Source organism: Amycolatopsis echigonensis, assembly GCF_014174495.1.
GTDB classification, from domain to species: domain Bacteria; phylum Actinomycetota; class Actinomycetes; order Mycobacteriales; family Pseudonocardiaceae; genus Amycolatopsis; species Amycolatopsis echigonensis.
Map to the genome: position 1 here is coordinate 1 of NZ_JACJHR010000005.1, position 23,778 is coordinate 23,778.

At 69.0% G+C, this 23,778-nt stretch carries 25 protein-coding genes; 16 read left to right on the plus strand and 9 right to left on the minus strand.

Annotation, left to right across the window (positions count from 1 at the left end):
• Positions 1-505 precede the first annotated feature (505 nt).
• Positions 506-1,084 carry a TetR/AcrR family transcriptional regulator gene (locus tag H5411_RS04995; protein WP_183123042.1) on the minus strand — a complete coding sequence of 193 codons (579 nt, stop codon included), beginning with the start codon at positions 1,082-1,084 and terminating at the stop codon, positions 506-508.
• Between the two features lie 92 nt (positions 1,085-1,176).
• Between H5411_RS04995 and H5411_RS05000 the strand changes: the two genes are divergently transcribed.
• The 9 genes from H5411_RS05000 (at position 1,177) to H5411_RS05040 (ending at position 11,000) form a co-directional block, all read left to right on the plus strand.
• On the plus strand, positions 1,177-2,643 hold the full coding sequence (locus tag H5411_RS05000) for an aldehyde dehydrogenase family protein (protein WP_183123043.1): 1,467 nt from the start codon (positions 1,177-1,179) through the stop codon (positions 2,641-2,643).
• Between the two features lie 35 nt (positions 2,644-2,678).
• The gene (locus tag H5411_RS05005) at positions 2,679-4,247 is read left to right on the plus strand and encodes an amino acid permease (RefSeq protein WP_183123044.1); all 1,569 of its coding nucleotides are present in this window, start codon (positions 2,679-2,681) and stop codon (positions 4,245-4,247) included.
• A gap of 9 nt (positions 4,248-4,256) precedes the next feature.
• Positions 4,257-5,924, plus strand: coding sequence for a choline dehydrogenase (gene betA, locus H5411_RS05010; RefSeq protein WP_183123045.1), 1,668 nt, complete (start codon positions 4,257-4,259; stop codon positions 5,922-5,924).
• A 341-nt stretch (positions 5,925-6,265) separates the two neighbouring features.
• Complete coding sequence (locus tag H5411_RS05015; RefSeq protein ID WP_183123046.1) at positions 6,266-7,099, plus strand: SDR family oxidoreductase; 834 nt, start codon at positions 6,266-6,268, stop codon at positions 7,097-7,099.
• A gap of 20 nt (positions 7,100-7,119) precedes the next feature.
• The gene (locus H5411_RS05020) at positions 7,120-7,911 is read left to right on the plus strand and encodes an SDR family NAD(P)-dependent oxidoreductase (protein WP_183123047.1); all 792 of its coding nucleotides are present in this window, start codon (positions 7,120-7,122) and stop codon (positions 7,909-7,911) included.
• 68 nt (positions 7,912-7,979) lie between these two features.
• Positions 7,980-8,684 (plus strand): hypothetical protein, encoded by a 705-nt coding sequence (locus H5411_RS05025; RefSeq protein ID WP_183123048.1) that lies wholly within the window; start codon positions 7,980-7,982, stop codon positions 8,682-8,684.
• Positions 8,685-8,884: 200 nt separating this feature from the next.
• Positions 8,885-9,838, plus strand: a complete 954-nt coding sequence (locus H5411_RS05030; RefSeq protein WP_183123049.1) for a sigma-70 family RNA polymerase sigma factor — start codon at positions 8,885-8,887, stop codon at positions 9,836-9,838.
• A 12-nt stretch (positions 9,839-9,850) separates the two neighbouring features.
• Positions 9,851-10,108 (plus strand): hypothetical protein, encoded by a 258-nt coding sequence (locus tag H5411_RS05035; RefSeq protein ID WP_246368779.1) that lies wholly within the window; start codon positions 9,851-9,853, stop codon positions 10,106-10,108.
• 502 nt (positions 10,109-10,610) lie between these two features.
• Positions 10,611-11,000 (plus strand): hypothetical protein, encoded by a 390-nt coding sequence (locus H5411_RS05040; RefSeq protein ID WP_183123050.1) that lies wholly within the window; start codon positions 10,611-10,613, stop codon positions 10,998-11,000.
• Here H5411_RS05040 and H5411_RS49245 read toward each other — a convergent pair.
• On the minus strand, positions 10,972-11,544 hold the full coding sequence (locus H5411_RS49245) for a recombinase family protein (RefSeq protein WP_376772093.1): 573 nt from the start codon (positions 11,542-11,544) through the stop codon (positions 10,972-10,974). The two genes, H5411_RS05040 and H5411_RS49245, sit on opposite strands and share 29 nt — an antisense overlap.
• Before the next feature lie 350 nt (positions 11,545-11,894).
• Between H5411_RS49245 and H5411_RS05050 the strand changes: the two genes are divergently transcribed.
• Positions 11,895-13,142 (plus strand): hypothetical protein, encoded by a 1,248-nt coding sequence (locus tag H5411_RS05050; protein WP_183123052.1) that lies wholly within the window; start codon positions 11,895-11,897, stop codon positions 13,140-13,142.
• Positions 13,143-13,534: 392 nt separating this feature from the next.
• On the opposite strand, the gene H5411_RS48855 is transcribed toward H5411_RS05050, so the two are convergent.
• Complete coding sequence (locus H5411_RS48855; RefSeq protein ID WP_312877672.1) at positions 13,535-13,915, minus strand: GMC oxidoreductase; 381 nt, start codon at positions 13,913-13,915, stop codon at positions 13,535-13,537.
• A gap of 15 nt (positions 13,916-13,930) precedes the next feature.
• On the opposite strand from H5411_RS48855, the gene H5411_RS47385 reads away from it, so the two are divergent.
• A complete protein-coding gene (locus H5411_RS47385; RefSeq protein WP_312877673.1) occupies positions 13,931-14,137 on the plus strand; it encodes a substrate-binding domain-containing protein in 207 nt (68 codons plus the stop codon).
• Between the two features lie 220 nt (positions 14,138-14,357).
• On the opposite strand, the gene H5411_RS05065 is transcribed toward H5411_RS47385, so the two are convergent.
• The 3 genes from H5411_RS05065 to H5411_RS05075 all read right to left on the minus strand — a co-directional run bounded on the left by H5411_RS05065 (position 14,358) and on the right by H5411_RS05075 (position 16,250).
• Positions 14,358-15,188: a methyltransferase domain-containing protein gene (locus H5411_RS05065; protein ID WP_183123054.1), complete on the minus strand. Its 831-nt coding sequence runs from the start codon at positions 15,186-15,188 to the stop codon at positions 14,358-14,360.
• A 164-nt stretch (positions 15,189-15,352) separates the two neighbouring features.
• On the minus strand, positions 15,353-15,820 hold the full coding sequence (locus tag H5411_RS05070) for a VOC family protein (protein WP_183123055.1): 468 nt from the start codon (positions 15,818-15,820) through the stop codon (positions 15,353-15,355).
• Positions 15,747-16,250 carry a cupin domain-containing protein gene (locus tag H5411_RS05075; RefSeq protein ID WP_183123056.1) on the minus strand — a complete coding sequence of 168 codons (504 nt, stop codon included), beginning with the start codon at positions 16,248-16,250 and terminating at the stop codon, positions 15,747-15,749. The genes H5411_RS05070 and H5411_RS05075 overlap by 74 nt, the downstream gene beginning before the upstream one ends.
• A gap of 61 nt (positions 16,251-16,311) precedes the next feature.
• Here H5411_RS05075 and H5411_RS05080 point away from each other — a divergent pair, with 61 nt between their 5' ends.
• The gene (locus tag H5411_RS05080) at positions 16,312-16,953 is read left to right on the plus strand and encodes a TetR/AcrR family transcriptional regulator (RefSeq protein WP_183123057.1); all 642 of its coding nucleotides are present in this window, start codon (positions 16,312-16,314) and stop codon (positions 16,951-16,953) included.
• 332 nt (positions 16,954-17,285) lie between these two features.
• Here H5411_RS05080 and H5411_RS05085 read toward each other — a convergent pair whose 3' ends face one another.
• The gene (locus H5411_RS05085; RefSeq protein ID WP_183123058.1) at positions 17,286-18,734 is read right to left on the minus strand and encodes an AAA-type ATPase lid domain-containing protein; all 1,449 of its coding nucleotides are present in this window, start codon (positions 18,732-18,734) and stop codon (positions 17,286-17,288) included.
• Between the two features lie 181 nt (positions 18,735-18,915).
• Between H5411_RS05085 and H5411_RS05090 the strand changes: the two genes are divergently transcribed.
• The 4 genes from H5411_RS05090 to H5411_RS05105 are packed head-to-tail and all read left to right on the plus strand — an operon-like array spanning position 18,916 to position 22,036.
• A complete protein-coding gene (locus H5411_RS05090) occupies positions 18,916-19,941 on the plus strand; it encodes an amidohydrolase family protein (protein WP_183123059.1) in 1,026 nt (341 codons plus the stop codon).
• Complete coding sequence (locus H5411_RS05095) at positions 19,938-20,669, plus strand: metal-sulfur cluster assembly factor (protein WP_183123060.1); 732 nt, start codon at positions 19,938-19,940, stop codon at positions 20,667-20,669. Before H5411_RS05090 ends, H5411_RS05095 begins: the two co-directional genes overlap by 4 nt.
• Positions 20,666-21,691 (plus strand): NAD(P)-dependent alcohol dehydrogenase, encoded by a 1,026-nt coding sequence (locus tag H5411_RS05100; protein ID WP_183123061.1) that lies wholly within the window; start codon positions 20,666-20,668, stop codon positions 21,689-21,691. The genes H5411_RS05095 and H5411_RS05100 overlap by 4 nt, the downstream gene beginning before the upstream one ends.
• Positions 21,692-21,709: 18 nt before the next feature.
• A complete protein-coding gene (locus tag H5411_RS05105) occupies positions 21,710-22,036 on the plus strand; it encodes a putative quinol monooxygenase (RefSeq protein ID WP_183123062.1) in 327 nt (108 codons plus the stop codon).
• Between the two features lie 120 nt (positions 22,037-22,156).
• Here H5411_RS05105 and H5411_RS05110 read toward each other — a convergent pair whose 3' ends face one another.
• The gene (locus H5411_RS05110) at positions 22,157-23,146 is read right to left on the minus strand and encodes a DUF4185 domain-containing protein (RefSeq protein WP_183123063.1); all 990 of its coding nucleotides are present in this window, start codon (positions 23,144-23,146) and stop codon (positions 22,157-22,159) included.
• Between the two features lie 240 nt (positions 23,147-23,386).
• On the minus strand, positions 23,387-23,740 hold the full coding sequence (locus H5411_RS05115; protein WP_183123064.1) for a DUF779 domain-containing protein: 354 nt from the start codon (positions 23,738-23,740) through the stop codon (positions 23,387-23,389).
• Between the last annotated feature and the right edge of the window lie 38 nt (positions 23,741-23,778).

Genomic DNA, 23,778 nt, shown 5'->3' on the forward strand with positions numbered 1-23,778 from the left:
TAGCCGCCCGCGAGCAGCCCCGCACCGCCCGCGGCAGCGGCCGCGATCACGAGCCGCGGGGTGGTCGGGCCGCCCGCCATGGGAGCGGCTACGACCGGGGCCGCAAGCCCCAGAGCCGAAATCACCTCGGCCACCAGTCCTCCTGGATCGTTGAAGTCGGTCATCGCCCACCCCGTTAACCGAAGGCGGCGCGGGGAAATTCCGCGTGAGACCGGGTTGTCAGCGTCCAGTCGAAGCGCGGCCTTCGTGTCGAGACTGCGCGCCCTCTCGATCTCGGTGGCCTAGCCGGCGAACAAGAACCGCCAATGCTGTTTGGCCGCCACGGGTTTGCCGGACGCCTGCCAGCTGCTCAGATGTTGTTGCGGCACAGTGGAGAAATCGACACCAGCACACACTTTTCCGGCACGCCAACGATTCGGCCAAAACCAATCACCAGCGCACCACAAAGCCCGATGCCGCAACCCCGTCGTCGGCTCGCCCGCACCCAGAGGCCGCCGGGGACGCGTCAGGACGGGCGGCCGTCGATCGCCCGGCGGAAGAGCGCCTCGATCTCGTCGCGGGTGGGACGCGGATCTGCCAGGGCCGCCTGCATGAGCAATCCGCAGAACAATCCGGCCAGGAGGCGGCCGGTTAGCGGATCGGTGCGCAAACCGTACAACTCGGTCAATGCCTCGTCCCAGGCGGCGCTTGCCTTGCGCAGCCGAGGGCGGTGCAAGGCGGCGACGTAGAGGTCGTACTCCACCACCGTCGCCCGGTACTGCTCGTTCACGTACCCCATGACCAGATCGGCGAGCGCCGCGGCGAAGTCGGCGTCGGGAGGAAGAGCGGCTTCCCATTCCTTCAGCGCCTGCACGTTCTTCTCCGCGGCCTCGTGCAGAGCGACTTCCAGCAGGTCGTCCAGCGTCGCGAAGTGGTAGGTCGTCGAACCGAGCGGCACGCCCGCGGCGGTCGCCACCGCCCGGTGGGTCAGCCCATCGATGCCGCGCTGGGCGACCACCTCGATCGCCGCCTTGGCGATCCGCGCCCGCCGTTCCGGATCGTTCGGGCCGCGGCGCCGGGTCGCGGTGGGTTCGCTCTTCGCCATCGAATCTCCTTGTGGACATCCGTACACACTTCGCGTACAAATGTACGCACTCTTGACGCGCAGCCGCCACTACCTATCCGGGGAGGGGCCGCATGAAAGACCTCTACATCGACGGCATCTGGCTGGACGCCTCCGCCGGGACACGCTCTGAGGTGCTGAATCCCGCCACCGGCGAGGTTCTCGCCACCGTCGCCGAAGCCGGGCCCGAAGAGGTCGGCGCCGCGGTCGAAGCCGCGAGACGGGCGTTCGACGACGGCCCGTGGCGTCGCACGACAGCGGCCGAGCGCGGCCAGCTCCTGCGCAAAACGGCCGATCTGCTGGTCCGCGACCGCGAGGAGCTCGCCCGCACCGAATGCCTCGACACCGGCAAGACGCTGGGCGAAGGCCGCATCGACGTCGACGACGTGACTAACGTGTTCCGGTACTACGCCGATCTCGCCGACAAGAACGCCGGCCGGATGGTCGACGCCGGCAGCGCGACCGTGGTCAGCCGGATCGTGCACGAACCGGTCGGCGTCTGCGCCCTGATCGCGCCGTGGAACTATCCGCTGCTCCAAATGTCCTGGAAGATCGCGCCCGCGCTGGCCGCGGGCAACACCGCGGTGCTCAAGCCCAGCGAGGTCACCCCGCTGACCACGATCAAGCTGGTCGCGCTCCTCGCCGAGGCGGGCGTGCCCGACGGCGTGGTGAACCTGCTGCTCGGCGACGGCCGGGTCGGCGCGGCGATGGTCGAGCACCCGGGCGTCGACCTCGTCTCGTTCACCGGCGGCTACGCCACCGGCGAGAAGATCATGACCGCGGCCGCGAAGGGCGTCCGGCGCGTCGCTCTCGAGCTGGGCGGCAAGAACCCGAACGTGGTTTTCGCCGACGCCGACTACGAAACCGCGCTCGACTACGCGCTGACCGCCGCGTTCGTCCATTCCGGACAGGTGTGCTCGGCGGGCGCGCGGCTGATCGTCCAGGACGGGATCCACGACCGGTTCGTCGCGGATCTCGCCGCGCGCGCCGACCGGATCCGGGTCGGCGACGGCCTCGACCCGGCCACCGAAACCGGTCCGCTCGTCTCGGCCCGGCACCGGGAGAAGGTCGAGGCGTACATCCGCGGCGCCGTCGAAGCGGGCGCCACGCTGCGCGCCGGCGGACGACGCCCCGAGGAACCCGCGCTGCGCAACGGGTTCTTCCTGCGGCCGACCGTGTTTTCCGGCTGCACCAGGGACATGGCGATCGTCCGGGAGGAGGTCTTCGGACCGGTCGTCACCGTCGAGCGGTTCGCCGAAGAGGCCGACGCGATCGCGTTGGCCAACGACACCGAATACGGGCTCGCCGGTGCCGTGTGGACGTCGGACGCGTCCCGCGCCCAGCGAGTCGCCGCGGCCCTGCGCCACGGCACCGTGTGGATCAACGATTACCACCCCTACCTGCCGCAGGCGGAGTGGGGCGGATTCGGCCGGTCCGGCATCGGCCGCGAGCTCGGACCGTCCGGGCTCGCGGAGTACCAGGAAAGCAAACACGTCTACCAGAACATCGATCCCGCTCCGCAGCACTGGTTCAAGGGCTGATTTCCCTTGTCCCCCACCACGTGAGGACGCACCCGATGACCCTAGACTCCCAACCGGCGGGCGGGGGGCCCGCCGCCGACGACAGCACCGAGCTCGCCAAGTTCGGCTACCGCCAGGAGCTCGAGCGCTCGCTCGGCTCGTTCTCCAGCTTCGCCGCCGGGTTCAGCTACATCTCCATCCTGACCGGCGTGTTCCAGCTGTTCTTCTTCGGCTTCGCCTCCGGAGGCCCGGCCTTCATCTGGACCTGGCCGCTGGTCTTCCTCGGCCAGCTCGCCGTCGCCCTGTGCTTCGCCGAACTGGCGGGCCAGTTCCCGCTCGCCGGCTCGGTGTACCAGTGGGCCAAGCAGATCGCGAAACCCGCGACCTCGTGGCTGGCCGGCTGGATCATGATCATCGGCGCGATCGTGACGGCGGCCGCGGTCGCGGTGGCCTACCAGATCATCCTGCCGCAGGTCACGACCGCGTTCGAGATCGTCGGCAGCGACTCCGACGCCGGCCAGACCTCGACGCCGGGCGGCGCGGAGAACGCGATCATCCTGGCGCTGGTGCTGGTCGTGTTCGCCACCATCGTGAACATCATCGGCGTCAAGCTGATGGCGAAGATCAACAACTTCGGCGTCGCGGTGGAACTCGGCGCGAGCCTGCTGCTCGTGATCGCGCTCGTCGTCCACCTCAAGCGCGGCCCCGGCCTCGTCTTCGACACGCACGGCACCGAGAGCGGGCATTCGTGGGGCTACTTCGGGGCATTCCTCGTGGCGTCCCTGATGAGCGCATACGTCTTCTACGGCTTCGACACCGCTGGGTCGCTGGCCGAGGAGACGACGCAGCCGCGGCGGCACGCGCCGCGGGCGATCCTGCGGGCGCTCACCGCGGCCTTCATCGTCGGCGGGCTGATCATGCTGTTCGGCATGATGGCGGTCGGCAATCTGAACGCGCAGGAGCTGACCACCTCGGGCATGCCGTACCTGCTGAAGAGCACCCTCGGCGAAGGGCTCGGCGATGCTTTCCTGATCTGCTCCGCGATCGCGATCACCGTGTGCTGCCTGGCCGTGCAGACCGCGGCCATCCGGATGAGCTGGGCGATGGCCCGCGACGGCCGGCTGCCGTTCAGCCGCGCGATGGCGAAGGTGTCGCCGCGGTCGAAGACGCCGGTGCTGCCCGCGCTGCTCACCGGCGGCCTCACGGTCGTGGTGCTGCTGATCAACCTGGGCAACCAGCGGGCGTTCTTCATCCTCACCTCGACCGCGATCGTCCTGTTCTACATCCCGTACCTGATGGTCACCGGCCCGATGCTGGTGCGCCGCCTGCGCGGGCACTGGCCGACGCCCGAGCACGGCCCGTACTTCAAGCTCGGCCGCTGGGGCACCGTGGTGAACCTGGTGGCGGTGCTCTACGGCGCCGCGATGACCGTCAACCTCATCTGGCCGCGGCCGGAGGTCTACGGCAGCGACCACTGGTACTTCCAGTGGGGCGCGGTAATCGTCACCGGGCTGATCGTCGTCATCGGCGCGATCATGCTCTACGTCCGGCGCCGCACCTGGGGTTCCGCGCACACCAGTCCCGAGCACCTGCCCGCAGACACCCCGGACACGCTGCCCGGCTGAGGAGGACGCATGAGTTCCGAAACCTACGACTTCGTCATCGTCGGCGGCGGCTCCGCGGGCTGCGCGCTCGCGAACCGGCTGTCCGCCGACCCCGGCAACAAGGTGCTGGTCCTGGAGGCCGGGCGGGCGGACTACCCGTGGGACGTCTTCATCCACATGCCGGCCGCCCTGACGTTCCCGATCGGGTCGAAGTTCTACGACTGGGGCTACCGCAGCGAACCGGAGCCGCACCTGAACCGCCGCCGCGTCTACCACGCGCGCGGCAAGGTGCTCGGCGGATCCTCCAGCATCAACGGGATGATCTTCCAGCGCGGCAATCCGATGGACTACGAACGCTGGGCCGCCGATCCCGGAATGTCCACTTGGGACTACGCGCACTGCCTGCCGTACTTCCAGCGCATGGAAAACTGTCTCGCCGACCCGCCGGACGGGAAGTGGCGCGGCCACGACGGCCCGCTGGAGCTGGAGCGCGGACCGGCGACGAACCCGTTGTTCTCCGCCTTCTTCGACGCCGCCGAGCAAGCGGGCTACCCGCGCACCGACGACGTCAACGGCTACCGGCAGGAAGGCTTCGCGCCCTTCGACCGGAACGTCCGAAAAGGACGGAGGCTGTCCGCCGCACGGGCTTACCTGCACCCGGTGGAGAACCGGCCCAACCTCACGGTGAAGACGCACGCGTTCGTGTCGCAGATCCTCTTCGACGGCAACCGCGCGATCGGCGTCGAGTACGCGCAGGGCCGCGGCGTGCCGGGCGAGGTGTACGGCAAGGAGATCATCCTGTGCGGCGGCGCGATCAACACGCCGCAACTGCTGCAGCTCTCCGGCGTCGGAAACGCGGCGGAGCTGGAGAAACTCGGCATCGACGTCGTGCGGGACCTGCCCGGCGTCGGCGAGAACCTGCAGGACCACTTGGAGGTGTACATCCAGTACGCCTGCAAGCAGCCGGTGTCGATGCAGCCGTCGCTGGCCAAGTGGAAGCGTCCCTACATCGGCGCGCAATGGCTGTTCCTGCGGTCCGGTCCCGCCGCGACCAACCACTTCGAGGGCGGCGGCTTCGTCCGCTCGAACGACGAAGTGGCGTACCCGAACCTGATGTTCCACTTCCTGCCGGTGGCGATCCGCTACGACGGTTCGGCGCCCACCGAAGGGCACGGCTACCAGGTGCACGTCGGACCGATGTACGCCGACACCCGCGGGTCGGTGAAGATCACCTCCACCGACCCGCGGCAGCACCCGGCGATCAAGTTCAACTACCTGTCCACGGAAAACGATCGGCGCGAATGGGTCGAGGCGGTGCGGGTGGCCCGGAAGATCCTCAACCAGCCCGCGCTGGACCCGTACAACGGCGGGGAGATCTCCCCCGGTCCGTCGGTCGAGACGGACGAGGAGATCCTGGACTGGGTCGCCAAGGACGCCGAAACCGCCCTGCACCCCTCGTGCACGGCCAAGATGGGCGTGGACGAGAAGTCCGTGGTCGACCCGCAGACCATGCGGGTGCACGGCACCGAAGGCCTGCGCGTGGTCGACGCGTCGGTCATGCCCTACATCACCAACGGCAACATCTACGCCCCGGTGATGATGACCGCCGAGAAGGCCGCCGACCTGATCCTCGGCAACACGCCGCTGGCTCCGATCAAGCTGCCGTTCTACCGGCACGGGGACAAGGCCGCGAAGTAGCTCCGGAAGCCGAAGGCCCGTGCAGCCATTCCCGGCACGGGCCTTCGGCGCGTCCCGGGCCCGCAATGCGATCAACCGCGCGGGCGCGCGTCGGCGAGGTTCGCGAAAGCGTGGGGCGGACGCGCGGTTATGGATCACCGAGGCCGCAGTCGCTGACGCGGTTGGTCGGGCTCGGGGCCGCCAGCTTGCCGGAAGTCCTGCTCGTTGTCCGATTCGGACTCTCGTAATTCCGGCCTCTCGGTGTTCGTCACCGCGAACTGGGCCGCGTTCTCAGGCAGTTGCACCGAGCACCGATGAGTTTCGCGCCGCCATCTCCTCTGTATTGGCAGGAGGTGGTCATCATGGCCGAACCGGTCTTTGTCCGGGACCAAGCGCGCGACGATCAGGCAGGCGGGCGCGAGCAAGCGTTGATCGATGAGGGGGCATCGAAGCAGCGGCTGACCACGGCGGTGGTCACGGGCGCCAGCCGCGGTTTCGGGTCGGCGATCGCGGCCGCGCTCGTCGACCAAGGGCATCGGGTCGTCGGCGTCGCGCGCACCGGCGAGGCCTTGGCGGACCTGCGCCGGGAATTGGGCGCCAGGTTCGTCCCCGTGGTCGCCGACGCGACCGACGCGGAGACCGCCCGCACCGTGATCGCGCAACACCGACCCGCGCTGCTCGTGCTCAACGCCGGAGCCACGCCCGCCACCGGTCCGGTGCACGAACAATCGTGGGAGTCGTTCAGCCGCAACTGGAACGTCGACACTCAACACGCTTTCCACTGGATCCGAGCGGCGCTGCGGCTCCCCCTGGCTCCGGACAGTCTGGTGGTGGCGATGTCCAGCGGCGCCGCGCTGCGCGGATCGCCGCTGAGCGGCGGATACGCGGGTGCGAAGGCGATGATCCGATTCCTCGTCTCCTACGCCGCGGATGAATCCCGCCGCGCCGCGCTCGGCATCCGCTTCGCCACCGTTCTGCCACAGCTCACGCCCGCCACCGATCTCGGCGCGGCCGGCGTCGCGGCCTACGCCGAGCGGCAGGGAATCGACCCGGCCACGTTCTCGTCGGCCCTCGAGCCACTGCTCACGCCCGCCGTCGTCGGCGCCGAGATCGCACGGTTGTGCGGTGATGCCGGCAACCGGGACGAACTGCGGGAATACCAGCTCACTGGCCACGGACTTCGCGCGCTCGCGTGAACAACCAGGAAGAGAAGAATATGTTGCTGGAGAACAAGGTTGTCGTCGTCTACGGCGCGGGCGGATCGGTCGGCGGAGCGGTCGCCCGCGCATTCGCCCATGAAGGCGCCAGGGTCTTCATGACCGGGCGGAATGCCGACAACGTCAACGCTGTCGCCAAGGAAATCGCCGCCGAGGGCGGGGCCGTCGAGACCGCCGTGGTCGACGCACTGGACGAGAAATCCGTCACCGGCCATCTCGATGCCGTGGTCGCGGACGCCGGCGGTATCGACGTGTCGTTCAACGCCACCGGGATCTCACCGGCGGGACTGCAGGGAATTCTGTTCACCGACCTGCCGGTCGACAGTTTCCTTCTTCCGATCACGACCTACGCACGGTCTCACTTCGTGACCGCGAAATCCGCTGCACGGCACATGATTCCCCGGGGTTCGGGGGTGATCATGATGAACACTCCCGAGCCCGCCCGCATCGGCGCGCCCCTGGTCGGCGGCATGAGCGTCGGCTGGGCGGCGATGGAGGGCCTCAACCGCGCGCTGTCGGCCGAATGGGCTCAGTACGGTGTCCGCTCGATCTGCCTGCGCACCACGGGCATGCTCGAGACACCGATCGTCCACACCGTGTACGGGCTGCACGCCGACGCGCTCGGCATGGACAAAGACCAACTGACCGCAGGCGCCGCCCAGATGACCCATCGCAAACAGCTCACCGGGCTCGCCGAACTCGCGTCGGCCGCGGTACTGCTCGCGTCCGACCGGGCGTCCGCGATGACCGGAACCGTAGCCAACCTCACCGGCGGAGTCATCGTCGACTGACCCACGACCGCCCCCCGGCCACCACACATCGAAGGGCGGCCGGGGCAACCGAATACAGGAGCCGAGCAGTGAACGATCTACTCGCGACCGCGGTCGCCGCGCACGGCGGTGCGGCCCGGTGGAACAGCATCCGGGCGATCACCGTCGACGCCACCATCGGCGGGGCCTTCTGGCAGATCAAAGGACAAGACATGGGGGACGTCCGCTTCGAGGTCGACACCACCCGCCAGCGGCTGACGATGGACTTTCTCGGCCGGGACCGGCGCTCGCTGTTCGAGCCCAACCGGGTCGTCCTCCAGCACGCCGACGGCACGATCGCCGACGTGCGCGACGACCCGGAGCGGTCGTTCGCCGGCCACGAGTTCCAGACGCCGTGGGACGACCTGCATCTGGCGTACTTCACCGGGGAAGCCTTGTGGACGTACCTCAACGCCCCGTTCCTGTTCACGTGGCCGGGGTTCGTCTGCGAAGAGATCGCGCCCGTCAAGGCCGACGGCGAAACCTGGCGGCGGTTGAACGTGAAGTTTCCCGACCACATCAAGAGCCACACCCGCGAGCAGGTGTTCTGCTTCGGCCCGGACGGCCTGCTGCGCCGCCACGACTTCACCATCGACATCGTCGACCCGGCCACCGAGTCGCACCTTTACGCCGCCGACTACCGCGACATCGACGGCATCGTCATCCCGGCCGCCCGGCGGGCCTACACCACCGCGGGCGACGACCAGCTCGTCTTGGTCTCCATCGACATGGCTGACATCGCCGTGTCGCGATGAACAACACCCGCCGAGCCCCGGCCGTCTCGCCAGCGGAATGGGAGGCCGCGCGCTTGCGGCTGTTGGCGCGCGACACCACGCACCGCGATACTCGCGGCTGAACCGACACGATGAATACGGGCCGGCCGAGGGCGGCCGGCGACCCGGTCGCCGTCCACCCGAAGCGCGCCCGACTCCAGGATCGGCGGATCATGCACTCCATGACTGAGGCCAAGCCCGGCGGCGAGGATTTCGGACGGTTGAGCGAACCGTTCCGGCGCGAGCTGCTCGCCTACTGCTACCGCATGCTCGGTTCGGTCGACGACGCCGAAGAGGTGGTACAAGAGGTCTACCTCGAAGCTTGGCGGGCATACGGCGGGTTCGAGGGCCGGTCGTCGTTGCGCACGTGGCTGTACCGCATCGCGACCCGGGCGTGTTTCAAAGCGCTGGAAAAAAGCCGACGGAGGCCGCTGCCCGCCGATCTGAGCGCCCCCGAGACGAACCTGGACACCAGGCTGGCCGCGCGCGCTCCGGAGATCCCGTGGCTCCAGCCGATCCCCGATTTCCTGTTCACCACCGCACCGGCCGACCCGGCGGCCGTCGTGGTGCAACGTCAGACCATGCGGCTCGCCCTGATGGGGGCACTTCAGCAGCTTCCGCCGCGACAACGAGCCGTGCTGATCCTGCGCGAAGTGCTGCAATGGCACAGCACCGAAGTCGCGGAACTGCTGGAGATGACGACCGCGGCCGTCAACAGCGCACTGCAGCGCGCGCGAGCCCAGGTTCCGTTCAGCCAAGACGCACTGACCGAACCCGCCGAACCACGGCAGCGAGCCCTGCTCGACCGGTACGTCACCGCATTCGAAACCGCGGACGTCGATCAACTCGTCGCGGTACTGACCGAAGACGCCCGATGGGAAATGCCGCCCATCGCGACCTGGTTCGAAGGCCGCGACACCATCCTCGCGTTCCTGGCCGGACAGATGCGGACGATCGGTCCAGCCGAGCTGGTCGCCACCTCCGCCAACGGACAGCCCGCCTTCGCGGTGTACGCCCGCGCCCACGACGGCACGCGCCAGCCGCATGCACTGCACGTGCTGACGACCACGGCCGAGGGCGTCAGCAGCATCGTCGCGTTTCACGGCTCCGCGCTGTTTCCGCTGTTCGGACTCTGACCAGGCAACCGCATGTCCGAGCAGGAAAACATCGCCGCACTGCGCGCAGAACTGCGGCTGTTCTGCCAACTCATGCTCGCTTCGGACGACGCTGCCGACCGCATGATGCAGCAGATCGACCGTCGTGCACTCGGCTGCCACGACGAGCAAGAGAGTTGGCCAGCGCGACGTGTCCGACTGTTCCGCATCGCAGCCGACGTCTGCGGGGCGGGCCCGGAGGGTCACACCAGACCTTGCTCCGGGCCGGGCGACGGGATCGGCGATGAATAGCCGGACCCAGGAACACGCCCGGCCCGAGCCGCAGAGACTACGCTTCGTGGCTATGACGGCAGACCCGCCTCTCGCCGCGGTCCGCGCCGCGGTCCGCGCCGAACTCAACCCGAATTCCGCCAATTCGCCATCGGAACCGGCGACGTGCTCACTGCCGCGGAACACCTCACCGCGCACAGATCCGGCACCGGTCCCGTGACCGCGTCGGACACCTGCGTGCTGTTCACGCGGAGCCTGTCGCGTCAGGGTCGTGAACGCGACACCGGCGTTTCGCGTGCCTCGCCACCCAGCGCAGTCAGGTCATCACCGCACGCCACGACCCGCTGAGTCTCGCGGCGATCCGACCAGGTATTCGCCAGTACCTTGCTCCCCGCCCTCGGCTGGACCGCCAACGACCGGTTGAGCATCAGCGGACCGCCCCGAGGGAGTCCCGCGGCAGGAGTTCAAGGAACAGTTCGAATCCTGGTGCGTACTTAAATTCTTCCAGAAATAGAAGAGGACCATGGACTACCGGAAACTGTTCGCCGAGATCCACCGGCGCCCGGAGCTTTACGGACTGGACGGCAGTTACCACGACTACTGCACGTTTCTCCTCGGGGTCGACGCGGGCAACGACCGGCAGCTGCTCACCGGTTTCAGGGAGTCGCTCGTCCCCCAGGTCGGCACCGGCGACAACCTCGTCTGGCCGTCGCTGGTGCTGCACCTCGCCTTCCCGGGCCGCACCGCCGGCTGGCACGACGAGGTCGCCGGGGCGGGGCGGCAGGTCGCGAACGACCTGCTCTTCTCCTTGCTGGACGAGTTCTTCCGGAAGCGGGAGGAGCGTAGCGGAACCGCAGCGATCTTCGACGAATACCTGACCTGGCTCAAAGCACAGTCATGGCATCGCCCGTGAACGCTGGAGCGCGCCTTCCGGCCCTGCCTGCCATCCGACGTTCATCTGCCTCGACGCCGACTCCAGCGGGACGGGTGGCAGGAAGGCGAGGCGCAGTGAAGTTTGTCTTCCCACAAGGACAGGCTTTTCGGGCCCTCGCAGGTCCGGGCCCGGCCCAGGTGCACCCGTGCCGGTAGCGGTACTTGGCACGACCATTCGTCCAACGCGTGTCGTCCGACGCGCTCCCTCCGATCCACTCAGCTTGCGTGCCGAGGAAGCGCCGCTCACTCAGAAAGCTGGAGGCGAAAGCGCGGCCGGAGACGCGACCACACAGCTCCCTGCCCGTGTACCGCGGATCCCGAACGATCTCCAGAACCGTGCGCTGCGACCATGCCCGCTGCGCAACGCCCCACTCGTTCAACTCGCGAACGATACCCGCCGCACTCCGGCACGCAGGCCGTTCCGCGGAGATCGACTCGCCGCGCGGTGCCGTCACCCGGCACGGATCCAACCGTGTTAGCCGACGCACCCACACCGCAAGCGCGGTTCGGATGCGGACCCGCATCTACCAGACCGGCACCCTGAGACCCCTGACGAGAGCGGCCTACGCTCCCGGCAAGACACGCCGACTGGGGAATTTCAGAGAGCCAGGACTGGCCCAATTCGAAGGTCACCATGATCGTCCGCTGCCATACAGCCGCGCCGAGGCCACTGGCTCGATACGCTTCGAGGATGTTCGTGACGGTACAACTCCCAGTCGTTGACGTGCGCCCGCTCGTTGCCGGGAACACCTACCGTGACGCCCGCCCGAACTGGCCTGTACCGGCTCACCGGTTCAGCCGCCGTTCCCGGGACCACTACCGCAGCGACTACGTCCGTGGGCTTGGCGCGGTCCGCCCGAGACTGCGTGGCGGAGTGGCACCGTGGCTGAGCGAATCTACCTACGTCGACGTACGCAACCGCGTGCGGGTCGGTACGCCCGAGCGGTTCGCCCCGGACCAGGCGTCCGCAAAGGTGGCGTACCGAAACTTCTACACCGATGGCATCGTCGGACGTCTGGAAGTGTGCTTCGCCTTCAAGGGCTGGGACGACCGCCGCACTGGCCTGATGTCGCGCTACGCGACGCAGGCACCGACGTGGTTGCGCGGCCTCCGGGACCACGCTGTCCCGCTCGTCGACTTCGGCCCACGCTTCGCCGATCATCTGCTCGCCGCGACGACGGTCGGCGATCCCATGTCCACCGGCTCCCTGCTCGGTGAGGAACTGCTGGTGTGGTGGGAAATGCGGGAGTGGGTGGTGCGCGCCGGGGAGCCCGCGGTGATCGCGGAGACTCCCGGGACGGCTGAGGGCGCGTCTCTGGCTCAGACGTGGCGGATCACCAAGGGCACGCGGTTGGCGTCCTGGACTCTCAACCGAGGTGGTGCCGACCCCGAGGAGATGCGCAGGCTGAAGACCCACGTGTCCCGCCTGCACGCCGGTTTCCTCGCCGCGGAGACGGTGCTCGGCCTGTGCGTCAACGGAAAGCTCGACCCTGACCACCCACCGGTGGAGCGCTTCCTCGCCTCGACACTCGACGCGCTGCTGCGCCCGAGACGGCACGGTTTCGGCAACGCCCAACTGCTAGGTATGGTCATCGGCCATGCGCGTGACGTCTATTGGGACACCATCGGTACATTGCAGGATGCGCTAGGACTGCTCGACAACGACCGCATTCAGTCTCGCGTCGCCGAGTATCACGACCTCGTCTCAGGCGCGATCGCCCCGTCCCGCCGCGAAATCACCATCGACGTCAAGGAGCTCGTGATGACCAAGTACGAGAGCAAGATCAGCGGCGGCGAGTTCCATGGCCCCGTCAACACTGGTTCGGGCGGCGCACACCAGCACAACACGGGAACCGACGCCACGACTCTTAGCGAGGCGTTGGAACAACTCCGGACGGCTGTCGCCTCGATGTCGGCGACGTTACCGCCCGAGGACGCTGTCACCGCGGAGGACGCGTCTGCCGGCCTGGAGCGCGAGGCCAACCTGCCCGAGGATCAGCGCCGCCGCCCTGGAGTCCTTGCGCGGTTGTCGTCGCTCACCGAGGTAGCCACCCGGGCAGGCGCGGCAGGAACCGCCCTTGGCGCGGCGGTCGCAGCGGTGCGTGCGGCGTTCGGTCTGTAGGTGGCCCGCGCTCAACGCGAGCCACCTACGCCCGGAACGCACGCGATCCGCGCTTGCCACGACGGCCCTGCAACAGCTCTTATACGTGGTCTTACCGACCGGCCTTCCCCAGCGACCTGCGGCCCCGGGGCGGTCACCGACATGATATCCGAACTTGAACTGGATGCTGAGTCGCCGACCCGGGGGCGGGCTGTACGTGGCATTGGCGGTTCAAGTCCGATTTCCGCTAAGCACCGCCCCCATCCGTACGCGACATCATCGTTCGCCTGAGCCTCCTGGCGGGAACGAACGTCCGGAGATGAGCCAGACGGCTGGCCAATCATCTCCGGCCCTGCGACCTTGGGGGCACCGCGGACCGAGGCACGCTCCGGGGGGCTCGACGCTCAGCTGACCTAATCTGGCGCCGCGATCCGCTCGGCGATCCGCAAGGCGTTCGCGGCGATCGTCAGCGCCGGGTTCACCGCCGCTGAGGAGGGGAAGAACGAGGAATCCGCGAGCGACAGGTTTCCGACGTCGTGGCTGCGGCACGAGGCGTCCAGCACGCTCGTCGCCGGATCGGTGCCGGCGACCGACGTGCCGCACATGTGCGAGTTGGTCTCGATGCCCATGCGCTGCGTGAAAATCAGCGGATACCCGGCTTTGCGCACGAGCCGCCGGATGCGGGAGACGAGTTCGTGGTGCGGCGCGAGGTTGTCGTAGGCCGTTTTCATCTGCCGGGAGAACAGGGCCGGGATCTCGAGCAGCCGTCCCGTCGCCGGCGGGCCGGCCTCCACCAGCGCGACCCGGACGTGCCGGAAGACCTGTCGGTGATCGGGTTCGACGACGCGCCCGAGGCGGAACGCTGGTCCCTCACGACAGTGCGGCAACCGATGCGTGAGAAGGGCCGGTTGGCGGCCGAAATGCTGCACGACTTGTTGAACGGGCAGGCGCCGGCGGGAATTGTCGAACTTCCGGCGGAACTGGTGGTCCGGGGGACGACGGGTCCGCCGGGCTAGGAACGGCTGGCTCGCCAGTCCGGGAACGCACTCGCGTCCACAGTGGACACCGGGCAACCCGGCTAAGGCCACCGTCGCGCCTGCTCTCCGCGCGGCCGCGACCTCTTCTCCCACGACCCGCGCCGCGCTTCCGTAAGGCTGCCAAGCCGTTCGAGCGACACGGACCGCTGATTACCTTGTCATGGACCATGTTCGCGGCAGCGGTGGGTGGTCGGCTCGCCTATGGGCCGGGGGCGCGCAGCGTCACCGTGAGCGACAGCGGCGAGGTGACCCAGTGATACCCGCCTTGGGCCGCGGTGTGCAGTCGGTCTATGACGCCGTCGACCTCTTCGCTCGTCGCGACGCCGCTCGCGATGATCTGTGCGCGGACGGCGACAGTCGTCGCGGCGTGGAGGCCGAAACCGGTGGCCGGGTCAGCGGGCTGGAAGCTGCCGCCGAGGCGCACCACGTCGAAACCGGCTTCGCGCGCGGTGGCGGGAAGGTCGTCGATCGCCGTGGGAGACGCGCCGCCCCGCTCGATGGCGCGATGCAGAAGTTCCCAGGCCACGCGCAGGTCGTCGTGGGGCGGGAAGCTGAACGGCGGCGGATTCGGCAACGGCTCCATCGCCACGAACCATCCACCCGGACGCAGGGCATCGCGGATGCGGGTCAGCGTGCGCAGCGGGTCGCGCTGATGCAGCAAGAAGCATCGGCTGAAGACGAGGTCGTACGAATCGCCGATGCTGGACGCGGGGTCGTTGATGTCCGCGACCCGAACCTCGACGTTGCGCAGGCCCAATTCAGTCACGACCGAACGGGCCCGCGCCACGGTCGGCGCCGCGAAGTCGGCACCGACTACCTGTCCGGACGGTCCGACCAAATCGGACAGGATCGGCATCGCGCCCAGCGGACCGCAGCCGCATTCCAGCACGCGCCATCCGGGGCGGATGTCCACAGTGGCCAAAGCGGTTCGCGTCATGGCGTCGAGCAAGGCCGAGATTTTGAGCAGCCGCCGCAAGTCCTCGTCGCTGCCGTCGAGCACATATCGCGCGGCCGCGGAGTCTGTAGCCATGGAGGGCTCCCTTCCGGCACCGAGAGGGACCGGATCCGGGTGTTCTGGCTCGTTTCGTCATTGCCGCCAGGTCGCCGCGGAGCGGGGACGCCGGGGCGTGTTCGCGGGCGGGCCGGTGATCGACGCTCGGAGTCGACGGCCCGCAGCGTCCGCTGCCGCCTGTGTCAGCCGTGCTGTTCCTCGGTATAGAAGCGTACTCGCAGGCCGTCGGGTGCGTCGGCGCTCAGCAGCCAGCCGAGGGTCGCCCGGATGATCGGCCCGTGCTTGATCCCGCGTTCGTCGAGGCACGCGACGACGGTGTCCAGATCGGCTCGGGTCGGCACGGCAAGTGCGAGAGGGTCCCAGCCGGCGAGTGCGGCCGCGCGCGGCGGGTCTTCGCGCAGCGCGATGCGCAGTCCGCCGAGTGGCAGGTAAGCCACACCGCGGACTGTGCCGTCGTCGTCGCGGAATTCGATCTCGGCGCGCAGGCCGAGCAGCGACTCGAACCATTCGCGCGAGCGGCCGAGATCGGCGACCGGGATCTTCGCGTGATGCAGCCCGGGACGGGCAGGACGGCAGTCATCGCGGTCCGCCGGCGCGCGGGGCCAGTTCTCCGGTGGGCAGCAGCGGCGGCCCGGCCAGTTCCCAGTCATGCCGCCGGGCGATCGCGATGATCTCTTCAGGCGCGAGCGCGCGGCCGGCCTCGGCTTCGGCGGCATGCACGTCGCGGTGCATCTGCTCGAAGCCGCCCGGCGTGTGAATGACGACGAACCGGGCCGCGCGGCCGGTTCCCGTCGCGAAGGTGTGCACCGTCCCGCGCGGGACGAACATCGAGCCGCCCGCCTCGACGGTGTGCGTCTTGCCCTGGACGTGCAGCAGCAGGGCCCCTTCGAGCACGACGAACGTCTCGTCGGATCCGGGGTGCACGTGCAGCGGTGGGCCCGGCTCCGCCGGAGGCGCCTCGCACAGGAGCACCGAGAGGGCCCCACCGGTCGCGGCGCTGTCGTGCAGCAGCCGCATGCCTCTGCCTCCGGCGCGGTCGAGATTTTCGGCCGCGTCCGGCGCGGTCACCGTGACAGTCATGGCCTGCTCCTCATTTCACTTGATAGAGCATCAATTGATTTGTACGTGATACAACTGAACTGTGGAACCTGTCAAGCGCGGCTATCACGCACCGCTACGCGAGCGACAGGCGGCGCAAACGCGCGCGCGCATCGCTGAAGCCGCGGCAGAGGAGTTCTCCGAGCACGGCTGGGCGGGCACCACTGTTGCCGCGATCGCCGCGCGAGCCGGGGTGACCCCGCAGGCGGTCTACCAGGCCGTGGGGACGAAGGCAGCGTTGCTCATCCGCGCAGTGGAGACCGCGGTCGCCGGCTCCGGCGACGACGTCATGCTCGCCGACCGCCCGTCCTTCGCGGCGGTGTACGAACCCGGGCTGAGCCAGAAGCAACGCATCCGCGCGTACGCCGCGGCCACCGCCGACGCCTACCACCGCGCGGCGGCGCTGTTCCTCGTGCTGCAGGACGCCGCGCGCAGCGACCCCAGCGCCGCGGAGATGGCGACGGCGGGCGCAGACCGGCGGCTCGAGGAAAACCGGCGCCTGGCAAGCCTGCTGCGGCCCGGCTCCGACGAATCGGCGCTTGCCGTGCTCGCTGACACGATCTGGGTGCTCACCGGGCCCGGCGTCTACGCCGACCTGGTGCACCGGCGAGGCTGGACGGCCCAGCGTTACCGAGCGTTCCTGGAAACCATGCTGGACACCGCGATCCACAGCATCGACGCGTGAGGGCGGCTGGCATTCGGCAGCGGGTGCCCTGTCCCCACGGGGATCGGAGCGACGCTTCGTCCCCTCCGGCCGGACGACCGCGAGAATCCGTGCGCACCAGGATCACATCGCACGCGCCGACGGCGGCGTCCGTGTGTCCGACCCATGCGTGGCGACGCGGCAGGCTGCCCAAAGCCGCAGCCACCTCACCTCGGCGAAGTGCACCGCGCCGGAGCTCCCTTGTGCCATCGATCGTGCTGCCCGGCCGGGACATGTCCGAGGGGAACGTGCTCGGGTTGCGGCAGCGCATCTCATCCGGACGGGCCCGGATGGTGGCGGCGTCGCGCTTGGCCTTACGCGCGGAACTTCCGTACGTCGATCCCGTACTGCGCCAGCTTCCGGTAAACCGTGGCCCGGGCCATGCCGAGCTGCTCGGCAGCCTGCACCACCGTCATCCCCGGCTGGGCGAGGCAGCGGACGATCTCGTCCCGCTCGAGTGCCTGCATGCGGTTGAGCCGGTGCCCGGCGTTCGCGAAGACCTCCGCCGGCAGGTGCTGGACGCCGACAGTTTCCGACCAGGCAGCCGCCTTCTGGATCACCCGGCGCAGCTGCTTGACGTTCTCCGGCCAGTCATAGGCGGTCAGCGCCCGTGCCGCGGCGGGCGTGAACTCGACCGCTCGGCCGCGTGCCCGGTGCGCGAAGTGACGGGCCAGGGGAAGCACATCGTCCGGGCGGAACCGCATCGCGGGCACCTCGACCACGGTGTCGACGACCGGCGTCAGCTCGGCCGGAATCGCTTCCGAGGCCGCGGTGAGGACGAACGGCGCGACGCCGTCGCCGCGGAGTGCGGCGAACCGGTCCGCCAGCTCGCTCGCCGCCCACGCTGGCAACGTGTCCACGCCGGACACCACGACGCAGGTCTCGTCTTTGCCCAGTTCGGGCTCCCACACTCGCAGCCACTGGCGCACCTCGTCCGGCGCGGGCGGACGGGCGTTCAGCAGGCGCTCGCGCGGGCGCAGTTCCCGCCGCGCGAGTGCGGCCAGCGCGGTTTTGCCCGCGCCGGGCTCGCCGGTCACCAGGACCGTCCGGCCCTGCCGCATGGCCTCGAACGCCTCGACCAGCGGGTGCTGCCAGGCTGCCGACAACCGCGGCGGGTCGAGGCGTTCGGAGTACATCCGGAAGACCTCGCCGCGCGGGGCCGGGCGCGAATGCCGGCCGGACGCGCGGGCGAGCATCAGCGCGCTCGTGTGCCCGGCCGCCGTCTGCGCGAGGGCGAGCAACAGGTCCGACGACTGTTCCGACCACGTGGTGAGGTTGACGCTGCCCGCGAGCGCGCCGCTCAGCGGATCGAGAACCGGCACCGCGGCGCAGGTGTAGCCGCGCAAGCTGGTGCAGTAGTGCTCCCCCGCGCGCACCAGCGACGGCGTGCGGTCGGCGAGGGCGAGCCCGAGACCGTTCGTTCCGGCGTTGCTCTCGGCGAAATAGAAACCCGGTGCCAGGTGCACGCGGTCCAGCGACTTGGTGATGCCGGCGTCCCCGCACATCCGGCTGAGCACCAGGCCCTCGCTGTCGGTGAGCATCAGGCTGATCGGTTCGTTCGCCAGCGTCGCCTGCAAGCCCTGCAGCACCTCGCGACCGCATTCGTACAACAGCGACTCCGTGTCGACCGAGCCGCTGAACACCGGGTTCACCTCGTCCTCGGGCACCCCGTAATGCTCGCTGCGCTGCCACGACGCGCGCAGCCGCGGCGCGTTCGCACCCGGCGCCGAAGGCGGTCCGGACTTGTGCGAAGTGTGCGGCACATCGACCTCCCGGGAGACGCGGCACTGCGTCCGACCTGGCTCAGGCTAGTCCCGCGAGCGTAGCTCGCGGGCCCGCTCGGTGTCTCAAACTGAGACACCGAGGTCCTCCCCCGCCCGCCCCGGCGTCTCTACCGTCCGAGTCCGGACGTGCCGACGCGGTCACGACGCGGAGAGGAAACCCATGTACACCAAGGACGGCGAGAACTACTACATCCTGGACGCACACGTGGCGCTGTGGGACGCCCGCCCGGAAAACCAGCGCAACATCCACGGCAAGCAGTTCATCGACTGCTTCTACGACTACCACCGCAACCTCAGCCCGGAATCCGAGGTGTGGCCGTACGAGGACTACCTCTACCAAGGCGGCGACCGGCTGATGAAGGACCTGTTCGCCGACGGGTACGTGGACCACGCGATCTTTCAGCCGGCCGCGCTGCCCGCCTTCTACACCAACGGTTTCGGCCAGACCGAGGAAGCGTTCGCGCTCGCGCAGCGGCATCCGGACAAGCTCACCTACAACCACTGCTGGGACCCGCGCTTCGGCGAAGACGGGCTGAAGCAGCTGCGAGAAGACGCGAAACGGTTCAATTTGAAGGGCGTCAAGCTCTACACCGCCGAGTGGTTCGGCGACTCGCGCGGCTGGAAGCTCGACGACAAGTGGAGCTACCGGTACCTGGAAGCGGCGCAGGAACTGGGCATCCGCAACATCCACATCCACAAGGGCCCCACCATCCGGCCGCTGGACCGCGACGCGTTCGACGTCGCCGACGTGGACAAGGTCGCCACCGACTTCACCGAACTCAACTTCGTCATCGAGCACTGCGGCCTGCCCCGGCTGGAGGACTTCTGCTGGATCGCCACGCAGGAGCCGAACGTGCACGCCGGACTCGCCGTCGCGATGCCGTTCATCCACACTCGTCCCCGCTACTTCGCGCAGGTCATCGGCGAACTGCTGTACTGGCTCGACGAAAACCGGATCCAGTTCTCCAGCGACTACGCGATCTGGACGCCGAAATGGCTCGTGGAGAAGTTCGTCGACTTCCAGATTCCCGAGGACATGACGGAATACCCGCCGCTCACCACCGAAGTCAAGAAGAAGATCCTCGGACTCAACGCCGCGGCGATGTACGACATCGAGGTCCCGGCCGAGCTGCGCGTGGCCGACGCCCCGGCCGACGCGACGCCGGAGGCGGTGTCGGTCGCGTGACGCCCGATTTGGAAGAGCGCGCCCGCAGCGCCCTGGACACCGTCTTCGACCCCGAACTCGACGAGCCGATCACCGACCTGGGCTTCGTGCGGTCCCTCGAGGCCCGGGACGGAACGCTGACCGTGCACCTGCGGCTGCCGACTTCGTTCTGTTCGCCCAATTTCGCGTACTTGATGGCATCGGACGCGAAGGACGTGCTGACCGGGTTGCCCGGCGCGGCGCGGGTCGAGGTGCGGTTGGACGACCATCACGATTCGGACCTGATCAATCGGGGACTGGCCGCGGACGCGGGCTACCGCGGCACGTTCGGCAGCGAGGCGGAGAAAGATCTCGACGAGCTGCGCCTGACCTTCCGGCGCAAAGCGCACACCGCGGCGATGGAGCGAGTCCTGACCGCATTGCTTCGCGCAGACCGCGATCTGACCGAGGAAGCGCTGCACGACGTCACGCTCGGGGATCTGCCCGACGACCGCGCCACGAGCGCCCTCCTGCGCCGCCGCGCCGCGCTCGGCCTCGCCACCGCGCCGGACCAGCCGGTGCTCGTCGACGACCGCGGACAGCCGTATCCGAGGGACGAAGTGCCGCTGCGGTTGCGATTCGCACGGTCGGTCCGCATCTCGATGGACGGCAACGCGCATTTCTGCCGAGGCCTGCTCCTCACCCGCTACCCCGAATCCGCGGCCGACCAGACGCCGCGCGAGCACGCAACCGCCAAGGAGGCGTCGTGAAAGCAGTACAGGTCGTCGGATACGACCAGAGTCCCCGGCTCGCGGACGTCCCCGAACCGGACGTCACCGGCCCCCACGACGTGATCGTGCGGATCGGCGGCGCCGGCGTCTGCCGCACCGACCTGCACATCCTCGAGGGGCAATGGGCCGAGAAGTCCGGCGTCGCGCTGCCCTACACGATCGGCCACGAGAACGCGGGCTGGGTGCACGCTGTCGGCGACGCGGTCACGAACGTGGCCGAGGGCGACAAGGTGATCGTGCATCCGCTGATCACCTGTGGTCTGTGCCGCGCCTGCCGCAGCGGCGACGACGTGCATTGCGCGGCAAGCCAATTCCCCGGAATCGACACCGCCGGCGGATACGCCGAGTACCTCAAGACCTCGGCGCGCAGCGTCGTGAAACTCGACGACGCCCTGGAACCGGCCGATGTCGCCGCGCTGGCCGACGCCGGGCTCACCGCCTACCACGCGGCCGCCAAGGCAGCGCGGCGGCTGCGGCCGGGCGACCGCTGCGTGGTGATCGGCGCGGGCGGGCTCGGGCACATCGGCATCCAGGTGCTCAAGGCGCTCACCGCGGCCGAGCTGATCGTCGTGGACCACCACCCGGAGGCAGTCAAGCTGGCCGAATCGATCGGAGCCGACCACGGCGTCGTCGCGGACGGCGGACACGTCGCCGCCGTCCAGGACCTCACCGGCGGTGCGGGAGCGGAAACCGTCATCGACTTCGTCGGCGAGGGCGGCGCGACCCGCGACGGCATCGCCATGCTGCGCCGCGCGGGCGACTACCACGTCGTCGGCTACGGCGAGAACATCGACGTCCCGACCATCGACGTCATCTCCGCCGAAATCAACTTCATCGGCAACCTCGTCGGGTCCTACACCGACCTCTGCGAGCTCATGGTGCTCGCCGCGCAGGACCGCGTGCGGCTGCACACCGTGCGCTACCCGCTCGAAAAATTCCAAACCGCCCTGGACGACCTCGCCGCCGGACGCATCCGCGGCCGGGCGATCCTCGTCCCCTGACCCGTCGAAGGAAATGGGATGATCTTCATTACCGCGAAATTCCGCGTGAAGCCCGAACACGCCGAGAACTGGCCGGAGATCTCGCGCGCGTTCACCGATGCGACCCGCGCCGAACCAGGCTGTCTCTGGTACGAATGGTCCCGCAGCCTCGCCGAGCCCACCGAATACGTCCTCGTCGAAGCCTTCCGCGACGACGACGCGGGCGCCGCGCACGTCGGCTCGGACCACTTCAAAGCCGCACAACGGGAACTGCCTCCGTACCTGGCCGAAACACCGCGCATCGTCAACGCGAAGGTCGACCAGAACGACTGGTCCGAGCTGGGCGAACTCGCGGTCCGCAGCTGATTGCGGCACGAGCGAGGGGCCTCGGCCGGTATCCGCGCCGAGGCCCCTCGACTCGCTCACTCACGGCCTGACGTCGCTTTTCCGGTGCGCCGGACTTGGCGACCGTGAGCGTCGGCGACGTTATCGGGGCGCAGGTGCCTGACAGGCGAATTGCATTGCGCGGTAGGGCCAGTTGCGGCCCGTATGCCACTGGCTGACGATCAGGTGCAGATTGTCCATTGTGGATCCGGGCACGACGTAGCCGCCGTAGAGTTGGGCGACCCGGCCGTCGGCGTGGTCTTCGTCGTCCCATCCGCTGCCCCGCAAGACGGTGTCGCGGGGCGCTTCGTACAGATTCGCGGTCGGCACGTCGAGGTTCAGCACGTCGATCCGGTAGTTCCCGGCGTCGAACAGCGAAAGCAACCACCGGCCGTCGACCGGGCGCAGGCTCAGTTCCCCGTAGGCGCCGGTGAGCGCCACGGTCGGCGGATTTCCCCACGCCCACTGGTCGTCGCGGAAACCCCAGCCTTCCCAGGCGGACGGGTCGGTCAGCCGGCCGGCTGGAACGCGGTGCAGCAGCAAGCCCGCGTCCCGGCGGAACCCGGTGGAGAACGCGTAGACGTAGCCGTCGTCCCCCGGCGCCCAGGTGAGCATCTGAAACAACCCGCCGTGCAGATCGCCCGGCCACCGCGCGCCGGTGTGTTCCCAGGTCTCGCCGTTGTCCAGCGACCGGTACACCTCCGTCCAGTGCACCTCGCCGAGCCGCCGGCACACCATCACGTGCAGATACAAGGCATCGCCCACGGCGATGACATCGGTAGGGAGGATCGTGCTGACCCGCCGCCAGCGGATGAGCGAGTCGTGCTGGTACCGCACTGCCTGCGCGGCGTAGTCGCCCGGCCCGGCGGAGCCGGTCCACTCGATCCCGCTGCGGGCCGTCGCCGGGTCGCCGAAAAGCACGACCGGCGAGCGCCAGCCCGGACCGCCGACGCCGGCCTGTTCGAACGTGTCCCCGAACACCGACACCAGCCGCCCGTCCGGGGCGACCGTGGTGGCGCCGAGGTCGGTGCCTCCGACGCCGAACCGATCGGTCACTCCCGGCCCGGTCAAATCCTTGACCTTACGCCCCATTCATCATCCTTCGCGCTGATCGCTGCGTCCGCGCCAGGCGAGCCCGGCACGAGGGCTGCCTCCCGACTGTAGGGGCCACGACCTGCCACGGCCGTGCGCGGGGCCGCCGGGCGGGAGCTGCCAAACGAAGGGCGTGATTTTCCGGGGCCGTACCCGGTTTCCGGGCCGCGCCGCGGGTGCGGGTGCCATTCGAATGCCTCGGCGTTGTCGCGCCTTCGCCACCGAGGAAGCCGAACGCCGCTACGCCAGCGCCTCCACGTCGGTCAGCGCCCGGGACCGGACCTGGAACCGGACGCCTTCCGGAGCTTCCAGGGAAAACCCGTCTCCCCGGCCCGGGACCACGTCGACAGTCAAGCGGGTGTGCCGCCAGTACTCGTACTGGTCGGCGCTCATCCAGAACTGGGTGTCGCCGGCGAGTTCGCCGACCAGGACGTCCGAACGGCCCACCCGGAGTTCGCTGTGCGGGTAGCACAACGGCTCGGTTCCGGTCTGCTGGACCATCAGCGGCCCGTGCCGCAGGCGCAGCCGGAGAAGCACGTCCTCGGCGGCCGGGGTGAGCCCGACCCGGACGAAAACCCCGCTCTCTCCTCCCACTTCGTCCCCTTCCCTCGCTCGACGATGAGCCGTGACGC